Source organism: Pseudomonas sp. GW101-3H06, assembly GCF_059424605.1.
Genome location: NZ_JBWKZO010000001.1, coordinates 2,960,286 through 2,979,592, shown reverse-complemented (window position 1 = coordinate 2,979,592; position 19,307 = coordinate 2,960,286). Strand labels below are relative to the sequence as shown.

Genomic DNA, 19,307 nt, shown 5'->3' with positions numbered 1-19,307 from the left:
CGCTGTCATTTTCTTCGCGGCCATCACCTTTCCAATAGCGGAGTTCGCCTTGCGCCTGTTTCACACCTCCGACTGGCACCTGGGCCAGAATCTGCACGGCCAGGATCGCGATTTCGAGCACGGCTGTTTTCTCGACTGGCTGCTGCGTCAGCTCAAACTCGATCAGCCCGATGGACTGCTGATCGCCGGCGATATTTTCGACACGGTCAACCCGCCGGTCAAAGCCCAGGAACGCCTGTACGACTTCATCGTAAGCGCCCATGAACAACAACCGTTGCTGACTATCGTGATGATTGCCGGCAACCACGATTCCGGCGCGCGGATCGAGCTGCCCGCGCCCTTGATGCGCCGCTTGCGCACCCATGCGCTGGGCCGGGTGCTGTGGCTTGATGACGGGCAACTGGACGCCGAACGTCTGTTGCTGCCGCTGCCCGATGCCAGCGGCAACATTGCCGGCTGGTGCCTGGCACTGCCATTCCTGCGCCCGGCCGAGGTGACCGGAGCGCATCTGGGTGACGATTACCTGCGCGGCATCGGTCAGGTTCACGAATGGCTGATTGAAGCGGCCAACGCCAAGCGTCAACCGGGTCAGGCGCTGATCGCCATCAGCCACGCCCACATGGCTGGCGGCTCGGTATCGGAAGATTCCGAGCGCAGCCTGATCATCGGCAACGCCGAAGCGCTGCCTGCCAGCCTGTTCGGACCGAGCATCAGCTACGTCGCCCTTGGTCACTTGCACAAGCCGCAGAAGGTCAACGGCGAAGAGCGGATTCGTTACAGCGGTTCGCCGATTCCGCTGTCGTTCTCGGAAATCAACTACAAGCACCAGATTCTCGATATCACCCTCGACGGCGAAACCCTGGTCAGCGTCGAGCCCAAACTGATTCCCCGCGCGGTCGATCTGCAACGCCTGGGCCCGGCGCCCTTGGCAGAGATCCTGCTGCAACTGGCCGACTTGCCGAACATCGACCTGCTGGCCGACTACCAGCGCCAGCCCTGGCTGGAGGTGCGGGTACGGCTGGACGAGCCGCAACCGGACTTGCGCCATCAGGTGGAAACCACCCTGCAAGGCAAGGCCGTGCGCCTGGTGCGCATTGCGGCCGAATACGCCGGTAATGGCAACCGCGAAGGCACCGAAGACGGTGCCGCGTTGATCGAACTGGACCAGCTCACGCCCCAGGAACTGTTCAGTCGCGCCTGGATGGACAATTACGGCAGCGAGGTCGACGAGCAAACCCTCAAGGACTTTGCCGAACTGCTGCAAGACGTGCAGATGGAGGGCGAACAGCCATGAAGATCCTTGCCATCCGCCTGAAAAACCTCGCGTCCCTGGCCGGCCCCTTTGATATCGATTTCACCGCCGAGCCCTTGGCCAGCGCCGGCCTGTTCGCCATCACCGGGCCGACCGGCGCGGGCAAAAGCACCTTGCTCGACGCCTTGTGCCTGGCGCTGTTCGGCACGGTGCCGCGGCTCAACAGTGTCCAGCCATCGGCCAAGGCACCGGACGTCGACGGTGATATCGGCACCGCCGATCCGCGCACGCTGTTGCGTCGCGGCACCGGTGAAGGCTATGCGGAAGTTGATTTCGTCGGCATTGACGGCCGTCGCTATCGTGCGCGCTGGGAAGCCAACCGTGCCCGGGAGAAGGCCGGCGGCAGGCTGCAAGCCAGTCGGCAAAGCTTGCGTGACATTGACCAGGACCAATTGCTGGCCAGTCAGAAGCTCGAATTCAAAAGCCGGATCGAGTCCGTACTGGGCTTGAACTTCGAGCAGTTCACCCGCGCCGTGTTGCTGGCGCAAAGCGAGTTCAGCGCCTTCCTCAAGGCCGATGACAACGACCGAAGCGAACTGCTGGAAAAACTCACCGACACGGCGCTCTATACCCGTCTGGGCCGTCGAGCTTTCGACAAGACCAAGGAAGCCCGCGAAACCCACAAACTGCTGCAGGATCAGGCCACCGGGGTCACACCGCTGGCACCCGAAGCCCGGGCGGCACTGGATGAGCGCTACAGTGCCGCACAGCAGCAACTCAAATTGCAGCAGGCACAACTCAAGCAACTTGAGTTGCAACACACCTGGCTCAAGGATCTGCGTCAGTTGCAGGATGCGCAACACAGTGCCTGCGAGCAGCTGCAATCTGCACAGACCCAATGGCAAAACCTGGCCGGCGAACGCCTGAAACTGACCCGCCTGGAGCAACTGGCGCCACAACGGCACCAGTTCGCCCGCAAGGCCGAGATCGACGCGCAGCTGACCCCGTTGGCAGCGCATATTGCCGGGCATACCCGGCAGCATGCCGAACTCGCCGAGCGCCAGACACAGCTGGAGCAACAGCTCGGCGCAGCCCGGATCGCGTTGAGCCAGGCACAGCAGCAACAGACCGACAGCGCACCGTTGTTGCGTCAGGCCTTTGAAGAACAAAGCACCCTCGCCCGCCTCGCCAAGGACACCGCCCTCGGCGCCGAAACCAAACACAACGCCGAACAGGCCTGTGCCCAAGGCCAGAGCGCGATTCAAACCTTGCTCGGCCGGCAGGCCCAGGTCGCCGAACACCTGCAGCGCATGGCTGCCGAGCTGGAACAAAGCGCCCATCTGGCACCGCTGAGCGATGCCTGGAATGCCTACCGAGATCGCCTGCAACAGTTGATGCTGATCGGCAACCGGCTGAATCAGGGGCAGGCCGAACTGGCCACCCTCGAACAGAATGCCAGCCGTACCGCGCAAGCATTCACCGCGCAAAAGCAGCAACTGGAAGTGCTGTTCAAGGAAGCCGGTGCCGAACCGGATGCCGTTGCCGAGCAGATCGGCATTCTCGGCAGCCTGTTGCAGGACAATCGCAAACAACTGCGTGCCATCGAAGACCTGGCGCGGTTGTGGGCCAGCCAGCAGGATCTGGACAAGCGCGCTGCCGAGCTGCAACAACGCCAGCTCGCCGCACAGCAGGAACGTGATCGCCTGACTCAGGACGGGGTCAAAGCCAAGGCTGATCTGAGCGTCGCCGAGCAAACCCTTAGCGTTACCCGCGAGCTGCTGGAGCGTCAGCGCCTGGCCCGCAGCGCGAGTGTCGAGGAACTGCGCGCGCAGTTACAGGATGATCAGCCGTGCCCGGTCTGTGGCAGCCACGAGCATCCGTATCATCAGCCCGAAGCGCTGTTGCAGAGCCTTGGCCGTTTCGATGAAAGCGAACAGGCCAACGCCCAGAAAGCCGTCGACGTGCTCAAGGAAAAACTCACCGACCTGCGTGCCGAGGTCGGCGGCCTGATTGCCCAGCAAAAAGAGCTGCTGCAACAGCAGGAGCGACTGGCGGCTCAACAGCAAGCCCTGGCGCCCAGCCTTGCAGCGCACCCGTTGGCCACCCCATTGCTGAATCAGGACGCGGACAAACGCGACGCCTGGCTCGCCCAGCAAAACAGCCAATTGAATCAAAGCATCACCCAGGATGAGCAACGGCAAACGGCCCTACTCACCCTGCAACAGGATGCCGCGCGCCTGACCCAGCAACTGCGCCATGCCGAAATCGCGCACCAGCAAGCGGCCCAGTACCTGGACAATCAACAACGCGAACTGGGCAGCGACCGTCAGCGCCTGGACGAAGAACTTGCCGCGTTCGCCAGCCTGCTACCGGCCCAGACCCTGCAAGCGCTGCGCGTTGAGCCGGCCGCGACCTTCATGCAGCTCGATCGGCAGATCGCCGAGCGCCTGGCGCAACTCGAGCAGCAGAAGGAAGAACTGATCGAACAGCAACAACGTCAGCAGAACCTGGAAAAGGAACAGGATCGGCAGCAGACCCGCACCCTGCAACTGCAAGCCGCGCAGCAGCAGTTCAGTGCGCTGGCAGAACAGCAGCAGGCGAGCCAGCAGAAACTCGGACAGTTGCTCGGCGAACACAACAGCGCCGAGCATTGGCAGCAGCAACTGGAACGGGCCGTGGAAACCGCACGCAGCGCCGAAACCAGCACCGCCCAGGAACTGCAAAGCGTGCACACGCAACAGGTACGAGTCGCCGCCGAGCTCAAGGCGCAGCAGGAACGCTTGCAGGCTCTTGAAAGCGAACACACGGAACTGGCGGGCAAGATCGCCGACTGGCGCGGCCGCCATCCGGAGCTGGATGACGGTGGCCTGGAAGACCTGTTGCGGGTCGACGACGCGCAGGTCAGCGAATTGCGCCAACGCTTGCAGCTCAGCGAAAAAGCCATTGAACAGGCCAAGGTCCTGGTGGAGGAACGCGACAAGCGCTTACTCGATCATCAGGCGCAGCACAACGGTAACCTTGAAGCCGAACAACTCGACAGCGCCCTCAGCGAGTTGCAAAACCAGTACGCCGTCAACGAACAGCTCTGCGCCGAACTGCGCGCCGAGCAAGCCGAGGACCAGCGCCGGCAGAATGCCAATCAGGCACTGGCGCAGCAAATTGCCGAGGCTTACGCCGAGTATCAACGCTGGGCGCGCTTGAGTGCATTGATCGGCTCGGCCACCGGCGACACCTTCCGCAAGATCGCCCAAGCCTACAACCTCGATCTGTTGGTGCACCATGCCAACGTGCAACTGCGTCAGCTGGTGCGGCGCTATCGCCTCAAGCGTGGCGGCAGCATGCTTGGTTTGCTGGTGATGGATACCGAAATGGGGGACGAGCTGCGTTCGGTGCATTCGCTGTCCGGAGGCGAGACGTTCCTGGTGTCGCTGGCCCTGGCGCTGGGTCTGGCCTCGATGGCGTCGAGCACGTTGAAAATCGAATCACTGTTCATCGACGAAGGCTTCGGCAGTCTCGATCCGGAATCCCTGCAACTGGCCATGGATGCCCTCGACGGTTTGCAGGCCCAGGGGCGCAAGGTCGCGGTGATTTCCCACGTGCAGGAAATGCATGAGCGCATTCCGGTGCAGATCCAGGTCCGCCGTCAGGGCAACGGCCTGAGCACGCTGGAGGTGAAATGACCACGCTTTACTCTTTCCGCCGCTGCCCTTACGCCATGCGGGCGCGCATGGCCCTGCGCTACGCCGGGGTTGCCGTGGACATCGTCGAAGTCAGCCTCAAGGCCAAGCCCGCCGAGATGCTCGCGCTGTCGAGCAAAGGCACGGTGCCGGTGCTGAGCGTCGACGGTCGGGTCATCGATGAAAGCCTGGACATCATGCGTTGGGCCCTGGCACAGCATGATCCGCAGGACTGGTTGCTCAAGGACGATCCGCAAGGGCAGCTCGCCCTCGCGGCATTGATCGAAGAGAACGATCAGGCGTTCAAAGTGCACCTCAACCGCTACAAGTACGCCGAACGCTACCCCGAACAGCCGATGGCGTTTTATCGCGCCGAGGGCGAGGCGTTCCTGCGTAAGCTGGATGAATTGTTGAAAGATCGCGATTACTTGCTGGCCGACCATCCGTGCCTGGCCGACGTGGCATTGATGCCGTTCGTGCGGCAATTCGCCCATGTCGACCGCGAGTGGTTCGCGCAGTCGCCCTATCGGCGGTTGCAGGGCTGGTTGCAGCGGTTTCTGGAGTCGGCGTTGTTTACGGGTGTCATGCAGAAATAAGAGCCCTGCCTTTTTGTGGCGAGGGAGGTTGCTCCCTCGCCACGACAGATCCGGTTAACCGTTGGCTCTCAGACCAGCACTTCACACATGCCGATCACCGAGCAATCGACATGGAATGGCCCGAAAAACCCGCTATCGGGTTTGATCGGCGGGTTGCCGGCCAGCATCCCCATGGCCTTGGCTGTCTCTATGTTGCGCGCGATGTTGTGATTGGCCTCGATGGCCCGTGCCACCCCACCTATCGAACCGTGCCCGATCCCCAACAAGGAAAATCCATTGGTGATGAATGCCAGGAAGGCGATAACCAAAAGCTTGCAACGGTTCATGCTCCGCCCACTCCTGCGAGTTCAGCCTGATCCACCATCGCCTGTTGAGCGCGGTGTTCAAACTGGATACCAGGATGTGCCACATGAATCGGCGGTTCGACGGTTTGCAGCGATTGCGGCGAAAGACTGACAACCAGCACCATGACCAGGTAAAGACCGATAGCCACATAGGCGCCGTGTTTGGCAGAAGTGATGATTGCGCGGGCCATGATGAACTCCGTGGACATGTTTCAGAGTCCACAGAATCGATCAAAAAAGCATCGATCACCAACAACACGTATCTATATCAACTATCAGCTGCGTTGATCATTAAGCCAGACTATCTCAGTCTTCGATAAAACTAATCATGCGCTCGCGGGCAGCGTCAGGCTCCCCGGAAATCGGCTCTGCCGCGGACAGGATGGGAGTGGAATAGAGAAACAGCAGCACCACTGCAAGACGCATCGCCATGTCATCGATCCTTTTCTTGAGAAGGAGTCAAAAAATCAGCGTCAAAGTTAAACGCATGGCTATGTGATATCAAGCACTAGATGGATGGCGATATGATGCTGTCGTAAACGCGTTATGCAGGAGCGACATCACTTCAGAACTTTTCGAACGCTCAACGCTCGATCGGCAAGTGAGTTCGCTCCTGCATAAAGGGTGTGGGGAGGTCATTTCAGTGCTGGGTTTTATGATCCAGCGCAGCGTAAAAGTTGGCGCTTTGTTGCAGGTATTTCTGGGTGTAGCTCTGGGCGTGGGATTTTTTGTCGCTGATTTCAACGTTGGCGCTGGCTGGCAGAGCAACGGTGGCCGAGATGGCGGAAGCGGCGATAACAGAGAAGATATTGAAGTTCATGCGGTATTCCTCGGAGTCAGTTGGCTTGCTTGCCCGGTGGGGCCGTGAAGCAAACTTAACCCTCGAGGAACGAGGCCTTGAAATGCTTTGTAGCATTACCAGATATCAGCCTCATTGATAGAAAGCTGCAGGCCCCGCGAATCGGGGCCTGCGGTCTATTGTCGCAGCACAAACTTGAGATCGCTCGGGGCGTCCATCGGCAGTTTTTGCACGGTTTTGCCCAGCAGACCGCTCTTGGCATCGCGCTCGACGACGACAATCCGGTTGCTTTTCTGGTTGGCGATCAGCAGGAATTGGCCACTGGGATCGAGGCTGAATTCCCTTGGATGGTCGCCCTCCACCGAGCGCCGTTGCAGTTCCTTGAGATGACCGCTCACAGGGTCGATGGCGAACACCAGCAACGTATTGGCGGTGCCGCGGTTGCTGACGTAGAGGAACTTGCCATCCTTTGATGCATGCAGTGCAGCGGCCGCTTTGTCCGACGCCGGCTGGCCGGCAGCCAGATCGACCATTTGCGTCTGCTCAAGCTTGCCGTCGCGGTAATCGAACACCGCCACCTGGGCGCTCATTTCCATGGTCAGCCAGGCGTGTTGGCCATCGGCGCTGAACAGCAGATGACGCGGACCGCTGCCGGGTGGCAGCTGGACGAATGCCGGCGTGGCCGGGGTCAACGGCAGGTCCGGATTGGCCTTGGGGTCGAAGCGGTAGACAAAAACCTTGTCCGCGCCCAGGTCATTGGAAAACACGTACCTGCCATCCGGCGACGCAATCGTCGAATGCACATGCGCCGACATCTGCCGTTCGGGATTGATCCGGCTGGCCGGATGACTGCTGATCTGCACCACCGGTTTGAGCGCGCCATCGGCGCCCACCGGCAGCACCGCCAGGGTACCGCCCGGGTCTTCGGCCACCGAATAATTACTGACAAACAGATGGCCGGCATCCGCGCTGAGGCTCGAATGGGTCGGTTCGTTGCCCAGGCTCTGCACCTGATTGATCAGGCTCAGTTCATGGCTCTTGGGGTCGATCGCATAACTGCTGACCCGACCGACCGGATCGCTCTGGCCGGGGCCATTTTCGTTGACCACAAACAGCCGCCGCTGATCCTTGCTCAAGGTCAGCCATGATGGATTTTCGCTGTTGATCACTTGCAGCGGCCTGGCGTCGATCTGTCCGGTTGCACTGTCGAAATTCAGTCGATAAATGCCCTGACTTTGCCCGGCGGTATAGGACCCCACCAGCAATTGATAGTTGTCGGCGCAGGCGGCCTGAACACCCATCGCGCCAATGCTGCCGGCGATCAACAAGGGCCAGAGGTTACGCATCCTCTTGGGCGTCGTCTTCGTTATCGCCGCTGATGACATCACCGAAGCAGACCAGACGGTGTTCGCCAGAATCACCAGTGATCAACCAGCTTTGCAAGGTGGTGTCGTAGGTCGCCGCCTGGACCTGTGCCGGGGTAAATTCCCAGTGCTTGGCCGCTCGGCCATCCATGCATTCGATGTGCAGGTTGTCGTCGACATCAAGGGCGAATTCGAAGGCATGCAGCCCGTCGATTTCCACAATTGCGCAACGTTCGAGGGCATTGAGCAAGGTATCGGTTGCAGCAGTCATGGCAGTCAATCTTTGAGTGGGAAAAACGCAATGATAGCTCAATGTGGGAACTCATTAGTGCCCGTCACAGCACCTGCCCACAACACCCGACAAATGTGGGAGCGAGCCTGCTCGCGAAGGCGGAGCGTCAGTCGATAAATTTCCGGACTGTTCCGCCGCTTTCCCGAGCAGGCTCGCTCCCACAGGGGGGGTTAGTGCGTGACGGTTAGATCGCGCCCTGTGACGGCTTGCCATCCACCAATCGCTGGATGCCCAGCGGATTGGCATTTTTCAGCGCATCCGGCAGCAAACTGTCCGGGTAGTTCTGGAAACACACCGGGCGCAGGAAACGGTCGATGGCCAGGGTGCCCACCGACGTGCCGCGCGCATCGGAGGTCGCCGGATACGGTCCGCCATGAACCATCGAATCACAGACCTCTACCCCGGTCGGGTAGCCGTTGAGCAGGATCCGCCCGACCTTCTGTTCCAGCAACGCCGTCAGCTCTGCGAACTGCTCGAAATCCGCCGGTTCGCCGATGATCGTCGCCGTCAATTGACCGTGCAGCCCATTCAACGCAGCGGTAAGTTGCGCCTGATCCGCCACTTCGACCACCACCGTGGTCGGACCGAACACTTCCTCTTGCAGAACCTCATCACCGTTGATCAGCAGGCTGACATCAGCCTTGAACAACTGCGGCTGTGCCTGGCGTCCTTGTTGCGGCTGACCCGCCAGGTGCTCGATGCCTGGATGATCGAGCAGTTTCTGCAAGCCTTTGCCGTAGCTGCCCAGGGTCCCGGCGTTGAGCATGGTTTGCGCCGGTTGATCAGCCATCATGTCTGCCAACAACTTCAGGAATGCGCTGAACTGCGGCGAACGAATGCCGATGACCAATCCAGGGTTGGTGCAGAACTGACCGCAACCTTGAACCACCGAAGCCGACAGGCCATGGGCGATGGTTTCCGTGCGTTCGTGCAACGCCTGGGGCAGAACGATCACCGGGTTGATGCTCGACATCTCGGCGAACACCGGGATCGGTTGCGGACGTGCCGCCGCCATGTCGCAGAGGGCCCGACCGCCCTTGAGCGACCCGGTAAAGCCCACCGCCTGAATCGCCGGGTGCTTGACCAGTGCTTCGCCGACCCCGCCGCCGTAGATCATGTTGAACACACCCGCCGGCATCGCGGTTTTTTCCGCCGCGCGCAAGATCGCGTCGGCCACTGACTCAGCCGTGGCCATATGGCCGCTGTGGGCCTTGAACACCACCGGGCAACCGGCGGCCAAGGCCGCGGCGGTGTCGCCACCGGCGGTGGAAAACGCCAGGGGAAAGTTACTGGCACCAAACACCGCCACCGGACCGAGGCCGATGCGGTACTGGCGCAGGTCAGGACGTGGCAGCGGTTGACGTTCTGGCAAGGCCAGGTCGATGCGCGCACCGTAGAAATCACCACGACGCAGCACCTTGGCGAACAGGCGCATCTGGCCGCTGGTGCGTCCGCGCTCACCGATGATCCGTGCCGCGGGCAACGCGGTTTCGCGACATACCAGGGTCACGAAATCATCACCCAGTGCGTCCAGTTCATCGGCAATCGCATCAAGAAACTGCGCACGCCGCTCGGCGCTCAAGCCGCGATAGGTCGGGTATGCAGCAGCGGCCGCCTTGGCGGCGGCATCGACTTCTTCCGGCGTGGCCTGGATGAAGTCATGGAGCAACGCCTCGCCGGTTTGCGCATCGACGCTGCGCAGTTTGACGCTGCCCAACGCGCTGCGCTGGCCGCCAATATAGTTATGACCAAGAATTCGAGTCATCAGTAACTCCTCAAAGTGAACCGACGGTGCCGGGTTCGAAAGCCGCTTCAACCGCTGCGATGCCATTGATCAACGGCGCGCCGAACTCAGCCTGGCTGATCTCGAACACATCGCCCGGTCGGGTGCGCACGCCATCGGCGAACGACAGGGTCGCGGTGCCGAAGAAGTGGATGTGCACATCCCCCGGACGCAGGAACTGGCCGTACTTGAAATGGTGATATTCGAGGTTCGCCAGGCTATGGCACATGTTGGCCTCGCCACTGAGGAACTCGTTTTGCCACAGCACTGCACCGTCACGCAGGATACGGCTGGTCCCGGCCAGGTGTTGAGGAAGTTCGCCGACCCGCAGTTCCGGGCCGTAGCTGCAACTGCGCAACTTCGAGTGAGCCAGGTAAAGGTAATTCTTGCGCTCCATGACGTGATCGGAGAACTCGTTGCCCACCGCGAACCCCAGGCGATAGGGCTTGCCATCATGGCCGATGACATACAAACCACTAAGCTCAGGCTCTTCACCGGCGTCTTCGGCAAACGGCGGCAACGGGAACGGCTGGCCCGGGCGCACGACGATGCTGCCGTCGCCCTTGTAGAACCATTCCGGTTGCACGCCGGCCTGCCCTTCTGCGGGTTTACCGCCCTCCACGCCCCATTTGAAAATGCGCATGGTGTCGGTCATCGCCGCTTCATCGCCGGCCTGCTGATGCATCTTGTCCCGGGCCGAAGCACTGCCCAGGTGAGTCAGGCCGGTGCCGCTGACCAGCATGTGTGCCGGGTCCGGGTGATCCAGCGGCGGCAGAATGCGCAGTTGCGCCAGGAGTTCGGCGTAGTCGTGACTGATACCCAACCCCATGCTTTGCACCTGTTGCTCAAGGTTGACGCCCGCCTCGATGGCCGCCAGGGCCAGGTCGCGAACCGTGCGTGTGTGCTGCACTTCACGCACCCGCCCTTCCTCGACCACACCGACCCGGCGTTCGCCGTTACTCAATTCAAATTGAACCAAACGCATGGATTCTCTCCTGTTTAATCAAACACCGCGGTCCCTTGTGGGAGCGAGCCTGCTCGCGAATGGGCCGTCACACCCAATATTGATGCTGACTGACACTCCGCTTTCGCGAGCAGGCTCGTTCCCACAGGTTTTGTGTCAGGTACGGGATGCGCCTCGGGCGCTGGCCGCAAACGCATCAGCCGGCAGCACATGCTTGCGCTCCAGCAGGCGATACACCACGCCGGTCAGCACCAGGCCGAACAGCATCACGCAAGACAGGAAGTACAGGCCCGAGGCCAGGTTGCCGGTGTATTCCTTGAGCGCGCCGATCACAAACGGACCAATGTAGCCGCCGAGGTTGCCCACCGAGTTGATCAGGGCAATCCCCGCCGCCGCACTGGCGCCGGCAAAGAACCGACCGGGCAGGGTCCAGAACACCGCGGTGCAGGAAAACAGCGCAAACGCTACCAGGCACAACGCCGCCAGTTGCAGCACCGGTACCGACAGCCAGGCACTGAGGAACAGACCCAGCGCGCCCAGTACATACAGCACCGCCAGGTGGCCGTAGCGATCATTTAAACGGTCGGAACTGCGCGGAATGATCAGCAGGCCGATGATCCCGAAAATGTACGGCACCGAAGACACGAAGCCGGTCACCAGGTCGCTGCCGCCAAACTGTTTGATCAAGGTCGGCAGCCACAGGCCCAGGCCATAAATGCTCAGGGTCACCGGCAGGTAGAACAGCGCCAGCAACAGCACACGCTTGTCCTTGAGGGCGTGCAACGGGTTGCCATGACGGGTCTGGCCGTATTGCTCCAGGTCTTTTTTCAGCTCGCCGGCCAGCCAGTCTTTTTCGGCCTGGTCCATCCACTTCACCTGTTGCGGGCCATCCGGCAACCAGCGCAGTGTCGGCCAGGTCAGCAGGATCGCCGGGGCGCCGATGACGATGAACAGCCACTGCCAGCCATGCAGCCCCAGTACGCCGTCCATGCCGAGCAAACCACCGGACACGGGACCGGTGATCATCATCGCGATCGGTTGCGACAGGATGAACAGCCCGAGGATCTTGCCGCGATGGCGCACCGGGAACCATTGGGTGATGTAGTAGAGAACGCCCGGGAAGAACCCGGCTTCCGCCGCACCGAGCAGAAAGCGCATCAGATAGAAGCTGTTCGGTCCCTGGACGAAGGCCATGCCGATGGTGATGGCGCCCCAAGTGACCATGATCCGCGCGAACCAGCGCCGTGCGCCAAAGCGGTCAAGCATCAGGTTGCTGGGGATTTCCAGCAGGAAGTAGCCAATGAAGAACAGCCCCGCGCCCAGACCGTAAGCCGCATCACCGAGGCCGATGTCGGCACCCATGTGCAATTTGGCGAACCCCACGGCGGAGCGATCCACATAGGCGATCAGGTACAGCAGGATCAGGAAGGGAATCAGTTTCAGCGTGATGCGACGGATAAGCCGCAGTTCCTGGCTCATGAGATCGGTCTCCGATTGTTGTTTTTATAGAACCTCGGGGGACGCCTCTCACGGAAAACCGTCAGGGCCATCCCTCCGCTGAAAACGACTATATAGTAATACTAATTAACCAACAACACTTCCAAATAGGCGAATTTGCGCTTATGTTACACCTCAGCTTGAACAATATAGTCATACAATAAGAGAATCGATCATGTCTGATAAGAAACCCACCCTGCGTTCCGCCCAATGGTTTGGCACCGCCGACAAGAACGGCTTCATGTACCGCAGCTGGATGAAGAATCAGGGCATCGCCGACCATCAGTTCCACGGCAAGCCGATCATCGGCATCTGTAACACCTGGTCGGAACTGACCCCGTGCAACGCGCATTTCCGCCAGATCGCCGAGCACGTCAAACGCGGCGTGATCGAGGCCGGCGGTTTCCCGGTGGAATTCCCGGTGTTCTCCAATGGCGAATCCAACTTGCGCCCCACCGCCATGCTGACCCGCAATCTGGCAAGCATGGACGTTGAAGAGGCGATCCGTGGCAACCCGATCGACGGTGTGGTGCTGCTCACCGGTTGCGACAAAACGACCCCGGCCTTGCTGATGGGCGCGGCCAGTTGCGATGTGCCTGCCATCGTCGTCACCGGCGGGCCGATGCTCAACGGCAAGCACAAGGGCAAGGATATCGGTTCGGGCACCGTGGTCTGGCAGCTGAGCGAGCAGGTCAAGGCCGGCACCATCACCATCGATGATTTCCTGGCGGCCGAGGGTGGCATGTCCCGCTCGGCCGGTACATGCAACACCATGGGCACCGCCTCGACCATGGCCTGCATGGCCGAAGCACTGGGCACTTCCCTGCCCCACAACGCGGCAATTCCGGCAGTCGACGCGCGCCGCTATGTGTTGGCGCACATGTCCGGCATGCGTGCAGTGGAAATGGTTCGCGAAGACTTGAAGCTGTCGAAGATCCTGACCAAGGAGGCCTTCGAAAACGCCATTCGCGTCAACGCCGCGATTGGCGGTTCGACCAATGCGGTCATTCACCTCAAAGCCATCGCCGGACGCATCGGCGTGGAACTGGATCTGGACGACTGGACCCGTATCGGTCGCGGTATGCCGACCATCGTCGACCTGCAACCGTCCGGGCGCTTCCTGATGGAAGAGTTCTACTACGCCGGCGGTTTACCAGCGGTACTGCGTCGCCTCGGTGAAGCCAACCTGATCCCGAACCCCAACGCCTTGACCGTCAACGGCAAGTCGATTGGCGAGAACACCAAGGACGCCCCGATCTACGGTGAGGACGAAGTGATCCGCACCCTCGACAATCCGATCCGCGCCGACGGCGGCATCTGCGTGCTGCGCGGCAACCTCGCACCGCTGGGTGCAGTGCTCAAGCCCTCGGCCGCAACACCGGAGCTGATGCAGCACCGTGGCCGCGCCGTAGTGTTCGAAAACTTCGACATGTACAAGGCGCGGATCAACGACCCGGAACTGGACGTTGACGCCAACTCGATTCTTGTGATGAAAAACTGCGGTCCGAAGGGTTATCCGGGGATGGCTGAAGTCGGCAACATGGGCCTGCCGGCCAAGCTGCTGGCCCAGGGCGTGACTGACATGGTGCGCATTTCCGATGCACGCATGAGTGGCACGGCGTACGGCACCGTGGTCTTGCATGTCGCGCCGGAAGCGGCGGCTGGCGGACCTTTGGCAGCAGTGAAAGAAGGTGACTGGATTGAGCTCGATTGCGCCAGCGGCCGCCTGCACCTGGACATTCCGGATGCCGAGCTGGCGGCGCGCATGGCCGACCTGCAACCACCGCAACAATTGTTGGTCGGTGGCTACCGTCAGCTGTACATCGACCATGTGCTGCAAGCGGATCAGGGCTGCGACTTTGATTTCCTGGTCGGCTGCCGAGGTGCTGAAGTCCCCCGTCATTCCCATTAACACCGCCGCCCTCTTGTGGGAGCTAGCCTGCTGGCTCCCACATTTGCTTTGAGCATCTGCCTCAAGTTTGCGCCGCGCCTGTTATCATGCGCGGTACCCCATCGCACAGGACCGCGTCGCTCCCCATGGATTACCGCAAACCCTCCGATCGCAAAAGCATGCACTCGCGCATCGTCCAGGAACTGGGCATGCAGATCGTCTCGGGGCGCTTCCTGCCCGACGACAAACTGCCCGCCGAAGCGCTGTTGTGCGAGGAGTATGCCGTCAGCCGGCCCGTCCTGCGCGAAGCCACACGGGTGCTGGTCGCCAAGGGCCTGGTGTATTCCCGTCCACGGGTCGGCACCGTGGTCAAGCCGCGCAAGGACTGGCACATGCTGGATCCGGACGTGCTGCACTGGCTGATGCAAAGCAGCCCGCAGAATGAGTTCTTCGACTTGCTCACCAGCGTGCGCAGCATCATCGAACCGGCTGCTGCCGCCCTCGCCGCGCAGTTCGCCACCGACGCCGACATCGCGTCCATCGGTGAAGCCTACCAACGCATGGAAGCCGCTCCCACGCCGGAAGCCTTGCTGCAACCGGATCTCGACTTCCACAGCCGCATCGCCGACGCGACCCACAACGATCTGCTGGCCAACCTGTGCAACATGCTATCGGTGGCAATTGCCGAAGCGTTGAAGCATTCGAATCAGCGGCCGAACCTGCATGAACTGGCGTTGCCACGGCACAAAGCGATTCTCACGGCGATCGAGAATCGAGATGCGTTGGGTGCGCGGCATGCGACGCTGGTGCAACTGGATGATGCGCGTAGTGCGCTGAATGTGGTGCTGGGTAGCGATCCTTCATAACCAAATCAATCCAATGAGGGAGCGAACCTGCTCGCTCCCACAGGGATGTTGTGTGAACTTGAGATGCAAAAAAGCCGCAACCCTGAGGTTGCGGCTTTTGTGTTTCTGATCGTGGATCAGTGAGCAAACAGCGAGTTGCCCTTCTGCCCCGCCAGTTTCTCCGGCTTGATCAGGAACCGCGCCAGTGCCGGCAACAGCCACAGGGCGCCGAACATGTTCCACAGCAGCATGAAGGTCAGCATCAGCCCCATGTCGGCCTGGAACTTGATGGCCGAGAAGATCCAGGTGCACACGCCGATGGCCAGGCACAGACCGGTGAACAATACGGCTTTACCGGTGGACTTGAGCGTTTGGTAATACGCCTCTTGAAGCGGAAGCCCGGCACGCAGGAAGCTTTCCAGACGACTGTAGATGTAGATGCCGTAGTCCACGCCGATTCCCACACCCAATGCCACCACCGGCAGGGTCGCAACCTTCACGCCGATGCCCATGAAGGCCATCAGGGCGTTGCCGAGTACCGAGGTCAGCACCAGCGGCAGCACGATGCACAAGGTCGCCGCCCAGGAGCGGAAGGTGATCATGCACATGACCGCCACGCAGATGTACACCAGGATCAGGATGGTCAACTCGGACTTCTTGATGACCTCGTTGGTGGCCGCCTCGATCCCGGCATTACCGGCCGCGAGGATGAACTCCAGGCCGTCCTTGTTGTTTTCCTTGGCGAACTCTTGTACCGCGTGCACCGCGCGATCCAGGGTCTCGGCCTTGTGATCGTTGAGGAACACCAGTACCGGCGCCAGGGAGCAGCTGTTGTTGTACAGGCCATCGGCACGGGCAATGGAGTTGTTCAACACGTCCGGGTTACGCGACAGGGTTTCCCACTTCAGGTTGCCCTCGTTCATGCCCTTGATCATCTGCTTGGACACGGTCACCAGGGAAATCGCCGACTGCACGCCCTCGGTGTTCTGCATCTTCCACATCAGCTCGTCGATCGGCGCCATCGCTTCATAGCGCGAGCAGCCTTCGGACTTGGTCTTGACCATCACCACCAGTACATCGGAGCTGGTGGAGTAGTTGCTGATGATGAAGTTGTTGTCCTTGTTATAGCGCGAGTCCGGACGCAGCTCCGGCGCCCCTTGGTCGAGGTCGCCGATTTTCAGGTTCTGGCTGTACCAGAGACCGCCGCCAAAGGCGATCAACGCCAACAGGATAGAGACCGGAGCGACTTTCGCGCTGGCAAAGTTCGACAGCAGGCGCCAGAACGGGTGCTCACGGGTTGCGTCTTTCTTGCTCCGATCCACGGCACGCTTGCTGATGCCGACGTAGGAAATCGCCACCGGCAGCAGGATCAGGTTAGTGAACACGATCACCGCCACGCCGATGGATGCGCCGATGGCCAGCTCACGGATTACGCCGATGTCGATGATCAGCAGCGTGATGAAACCCACGGCATCGGCAAGGATCGCGATCATCCCCGGCAGGAACAGTTGACGGAACGTCCGGCGCGCTGCGGTCAGGGCGTTGTCCGCTTCACTGGATTGCAGGGCAATACCGTTGATCTTCTGCACGCCGTGGGAAATACCGATGGCGAAGATCAGGAACGGCACCAGCATCGAGTACGGATCCAGGCCGAAACCGAAGAAGTGCATCAGGCCCAGCTGCCAGATCACCGCCACCAGCGTCGTGCTCAACACCGCCACGGTGCTGCGCATGCAGTTGGTGAACCAGTAGAGCAGGATCAAGGTGATGACGAAGGCGACACCGAAGAACATCACCACCATCACCAGGCCATCGATCAAGTCGCCGACCTTCTTGGCGAAACCGACGATATGAATCTTGACGTTGGGGTTCTGCGTTTCGAATTTGTTGCGGATCTTGTCTTCAAGTTCGTGGGAGAACTTGCGATAGTCCAGCGCCAGCAGCTTGCCCTGATCCTGCGGGTCCGGGTAGGACTCCAGCAGCGGGATATCGACGATGCTCGACTTGAAGTCGTTGGCCACCAGCCGCCCGACTTGTCCAGACTTGAGCACGTTGTTGCGCAGCAGGTCGAGACTTTGCTGCGAACCGTTGTAGCTCTGCGGGATCACTTCACCACCGGCGAAACCCTCCTCCGTCACCTCGGTCCAGCGCACGCTCGGACTCCACAGCGACTTGAGGCCGGAGCGGTCGACACCAGAGATGTAGAACACTTCGTCGTGGATCTGGCGCAGGGTCTCCATGTACTCCTTGGAGAAGATGTCGCCGTCAGTGGCTTCCACGGAGATCCGCACGGTGTTGCCCAGGTTCGCCAGATCGTTGCGGTGCTCCATCATCTTTTGAATGAAGGGATGCTCGAGCGGGATCATTTTTTCAAAGCTGGTGGACGGCCGGATCAGCGTCGCCTGCCAGAACAGGAAGATACTGACCAGCAGGCAGATCGTGATCACTGCCGGGCGGTTGTTGAAAATCAGGCGTTCAAGAAACGTCGCCTTGTCCTGATGATGAGTGCTCAAGGAAGTCATAGCCCCGCCTTCTTATTATTAACCCGGCTCATTTGCCCAGCTCCGCGCCGTTCGGCGAAGTGGCGCGAACGCCGCCCTGTCCACCCAGGATCAGATTGCCATTTCCGGCCGCGACCACCGAAGAGATAGAAATGCGATCGCGACGATTGAAGACACTGAAAGTCTGTCCGTCATCGCTGCTGCTGATCACCGAACCACCGTTGCCAACGATCACGATGGAACCATCGTCGAGCAGCGTACCGCCTGACAGGCCGAACTCCAGGGCACCGCGCTCAGCCTTGAGCTCGACTTGCTCCCAGGTGCTGCCGAAATCCGTGGAGCGGTAAAGATTGCCGCGCAGGCCATAGGCCAACAAGGTATTGGGTTGTGCGGTGCCGATCACGCCGAACAACGAACCCTCGTACGGGCCTTCGAGCTTCTCCCAGGTCTGGCCCCAATCGGCGGAGCGAAACATGCTGCCCTGCTCGCCGACGATGAACAGCCCGGCATCCTTGACGGCGGCAATGGCGTTGAGGTGGTACTGGTCTTCGTTGTCCAGGCGGTCGCTGACGTCTTCCCAGTTCTTTCCACCATCGGTGGTGGCCATCAACGCGCCGTAAGCGCCCACGGCAAAGCCGCTGTTGGCGTCCTGAAACCAGACGTCGAGCAGCGGCGATTCGCGTTTCAAATCTTCAAATTGCTTGGTCCAGGTGACGCCACCGTCCTCACTGGCGAGGATCTGCGCATCATGACCGACGGCCCAGCCGTGCTTGTCATCGACAAAAAACACCGAAGTCAGCAGTTGCCGGGTCGGTACCTTGGCCTGGGTCCAGGTCGTACCCTGGTCATCGGAATACAAAATATGCCCGCGATCCCCGACCGCCACCAGACGCTTGCCTGCGTGCACGACATCGAGGACCAGGCTTTTGCTGGCCTTGGCCGATTCAACGGAATAAACAACGTCGGATGCCGGGGCGTCAGCCGCCAGCACAGGTGCCGACCACACGGCACAGCCCAACAGCGAGAGCGCTGTAGCCAGCAACGCGAATTTGCGTAAAGCCGGCGGGCGGCAAATACCCACACCCATGACAGGCTCACTCATAGACCTTCCCCCTTTATTATTGTTAGGTCATTCAACCTTTCAGGGCGCCGCAAGGGTGCGTATCGGGATGACCTGTTTCAGAGCATAGTCCTGAAACCCGCAATCCAGAGCCCCTTCGGAAGCTGGCTTATCCTATCGGTGTTTTTCGACGGCTGACAATCGACGGTGCGTTATGTTTTGTTAACCGTGGGGGGTATGGGGGGAGCTGAATGATGGGGTATTTGTTGGTGTGATGGGGTTTTGGTTTTGGTGATCGGTGTACATATCCGTTGCTGCGGTAACGGCTACTTATGGTTTCGCTCTTACAGCGAGTCCCTTTTTCAAACGCCAAAAAGGAACCAAAAGGCTTCGCCCCGGCGTACGGCACCTCGCTGAGGCTCGGTGTTCCCTCGCTACGGTG

Annotated in this window: 16 protein-coding genes; 5 read left to right on the top strand and 11 right to left on the bottom strand. The window is 60.5% G+C overall.

What is annotated here, in order from left to right:
• Positions 1–49: 49 nt before the first annotated feature.
• From AC07ZE_RS13760 to AC07ZE_RS13750, 3 genes are read left to right on the top strand one after another with little or no spacing between them, the layout of a single operon-like run.
• The gene (locus tag AC07ZE_RS13760) at positions 50–1,294 is read left to right on the top strand and encodes an exonuclease SbcCD subunit D C-terminal domain-containing protein (RefSeq protein ID WP_207265279.1); all 1,245 of its coding nucleotides are present in this window, start codon (positions 50–52) and stop codon (positions 1,292–1,294) included.
• The gene (locus AC07ZE_RS13755; protein WP_207265278.1) at positions 1,291–4,932 is read left to right on the top strand and encodes an AAA family ATPase; all 3,642 of its coding nucleotides are present in this window, start codon (positions 1,291–1,293) and stop codon (positions 4,930–4,932) included. Before AC07ZE_RS13760 ends, AC07ZE_RS13755 begins: the two co-directional genes overlap by 4 nt.
• Complete coding sequence (locus AC07ZE_RS13750) at positions 4,929–5,525, top strand: glutathione S-transferase (RefSeq protein WP_207265277.1); 597 nt, start codon at positions 4,929–4,931, stop codon at positions 5,523–5,525. The genes AC07ZE_RS13755 and AC07ZE_RS13750 overlap by 4 nt, the downstream gene beginning before the upstream one ends.
• A gap of 68 nt (positions 5,526–5,593) precedes the next feature.
• Here the strand turns inward: AC07ZE_RS13750 and AC07ZE_RS13745 are convergent, their stop codons facing one another.
• The 9 genes from AC07ZE_RS13745 to AC07ZE_RS13705 form a co-directional block, all read right to left on the bottom strand.
• The gene (locus AC07ZE_RS13745; RefSeq protein WP_207265276.1) at positions 5,594–5,851 is read right to left on the bottom strand and encodes a hypothetical protein; all 258 of its coding nucleotides are present in this window, start codon (positions 5,849–5,851) and stop codon (positions 5,594–5,596) included.
• Complete coding sequence (locus AC07ZE_RS13740; RefSeq protein ID WP_207265275.1) at positions 5,848–6,060, bottom strand: hypothetical protein; 213 nt, start codon at positions 6,058–6,060, stop codon at positions 5,848–5,850. The genes AC07ZE_RS13745 and AC07ZE_RS13740 overlap by 4 nt, the downstream gene beginning before the upstream one ends.
• Before the next feature lie 115 nt (positions 6,061–6,175).
• A complete protein-coding gene (locus AC07ZE_RS13735) occupies positions 6,176–6,301 on the bottom strand; it encodes a hypothetical protein (protein ID WP_256590244.1) in 126 nt (41 codons plus the stop codon).
• A gap of 208 nt (positions 6,302–6,509) precedes the next feature.
• Complete coding sequence (locus AC07ZE_RS13730) at positions 6,510–6,689, bottom strand: hypothetical protein (protein WP_207265274.1); 180 nt, start codon at positions 6,687–6,689, stop codon at positions 6,510–6,512.
• A 155-nt stretch (positions 6,690–6,844) separates the two neighbouring features.
• Positions 6,845–8,014 (bottom strand): lactonase family protein, encoded by a 1,170-nt coding sequence (locus AC07ZE_RS13725; protein WP_207265273.1) that lies wholly within the window; start codon positions 8,012–8,014, stop codon positions 6,845–6,847.
• Positions 8,007–8,303: a DUF5629 family protein gene (locus tag AC07ZE_RS13720; protein ID WP_207265272.1), complete on the bottom strand. Its 297-nt coding sequence runs from the start codon at positions 8,301–8,303 to the stop codon at positions 8,007–8,009. Before AC07ZE_RS13720 ends, AC07ZE_RS13725 begins: the two co-directional genes overlap by 8 nt.
• Before the next feature lie 205 nt (positions 8,304–8,508).
• Entirely contained in the window at positions 8,509–10,089 is a 1,581-nt protein-coding gene (locus AC07ZE_RS13715) for an aldehyde dehydrogenase (NADP(+)) (RefSeq protein WP_207265271.1), read from the bottom strand.
• 10 nt (positions 10,090–10,099) lie between these two features.
• Entirely contained in the window at positions 10,100–11,092 is a 993-nt protein-coding gene (gene araD1, locus AC07ZE_RS13710; protein ID WP_207265270.1) for an AraD1 family protein, read from the bottom strand.
• 135 nt (positions 11,093–11,227) lie between these two features.
• Positions 11,228–12,550, bottom strand: coding sequence for an MFS transporter (locus tag AC07ZE_RS13705; RefSeq protein WP_207265269.1), 1,323 nt, complete (start codon positions 12,548–12,550; stop codon positions 11,228–11,230).
• A 193-nt stretch (positions 12,551–12,743) separates the two neighbouring features.
• On the opposite strand from AC07ZE_RS13705, the gene AC07ZE_RS13700 reads away from it, so the two are divergent.
• Both AC07ZE_RS13700 and AC07ZE_RS13695 read left to right on the top strand, forming a co-directional pair.
• Entirely contained in the window at positions 12,744–14,480 is a 1,737-nt protein-coding gene (locus tag AC07ZE_RS13700) for an IlvD/Edd family dehydratase (protein WP_011334608.1), read from the top strand.
• Positions 14,481–14,605: 125 nt separating this feature from the next.
• Positions 14,606–15,325 carry a FadR/GntR family transcriptional regulator gene (locus AC07ZE_RS13695; RefSeq protein WP_170948679.1) on the top strand — a complete coding sequence of 240 codons (720 nt, stop codon included), beginning with the start codon at positions 14,606–14,608 and terminating at the stop codon, positions 15,323–15,325.
• Between the two features lie 116 nt (positions 15,326–15,441).
• Here AC07ZE_RS13695 and AC07ZE_RS13690 read toward each other — a convergent pair whose 3' ends face one another.
• On the bottom strand, positions 15,442–17,826 hold the full coding sequence (locus tag AC07ZE_RS13690) for an efflux RND transporter permease subunit (RefSeq protein WP_137805565.1): 2,385 nt from the start codon (positions 17,824–17,826) through the stop codon (positions 15,442–15,444).
• A 28-nt stretch (positions 17,827–17,854) separates the two neighbouring features.
• Positions 17,855–18,907 (bottom strand): WD40/YVTN/BNR-like repeat-containing protein, encoded by a 1,053-nt coding sequence (locus AC07ZE_RS13685; RefSeq protein WP_207265268.1) that lies wholly within the window; start codon positions 18,905–18,907, stop codon positions 17,855–17,857.
• Between the last annotated feature and the right edge of the window lie 400 nt (positions 18,908–19,307).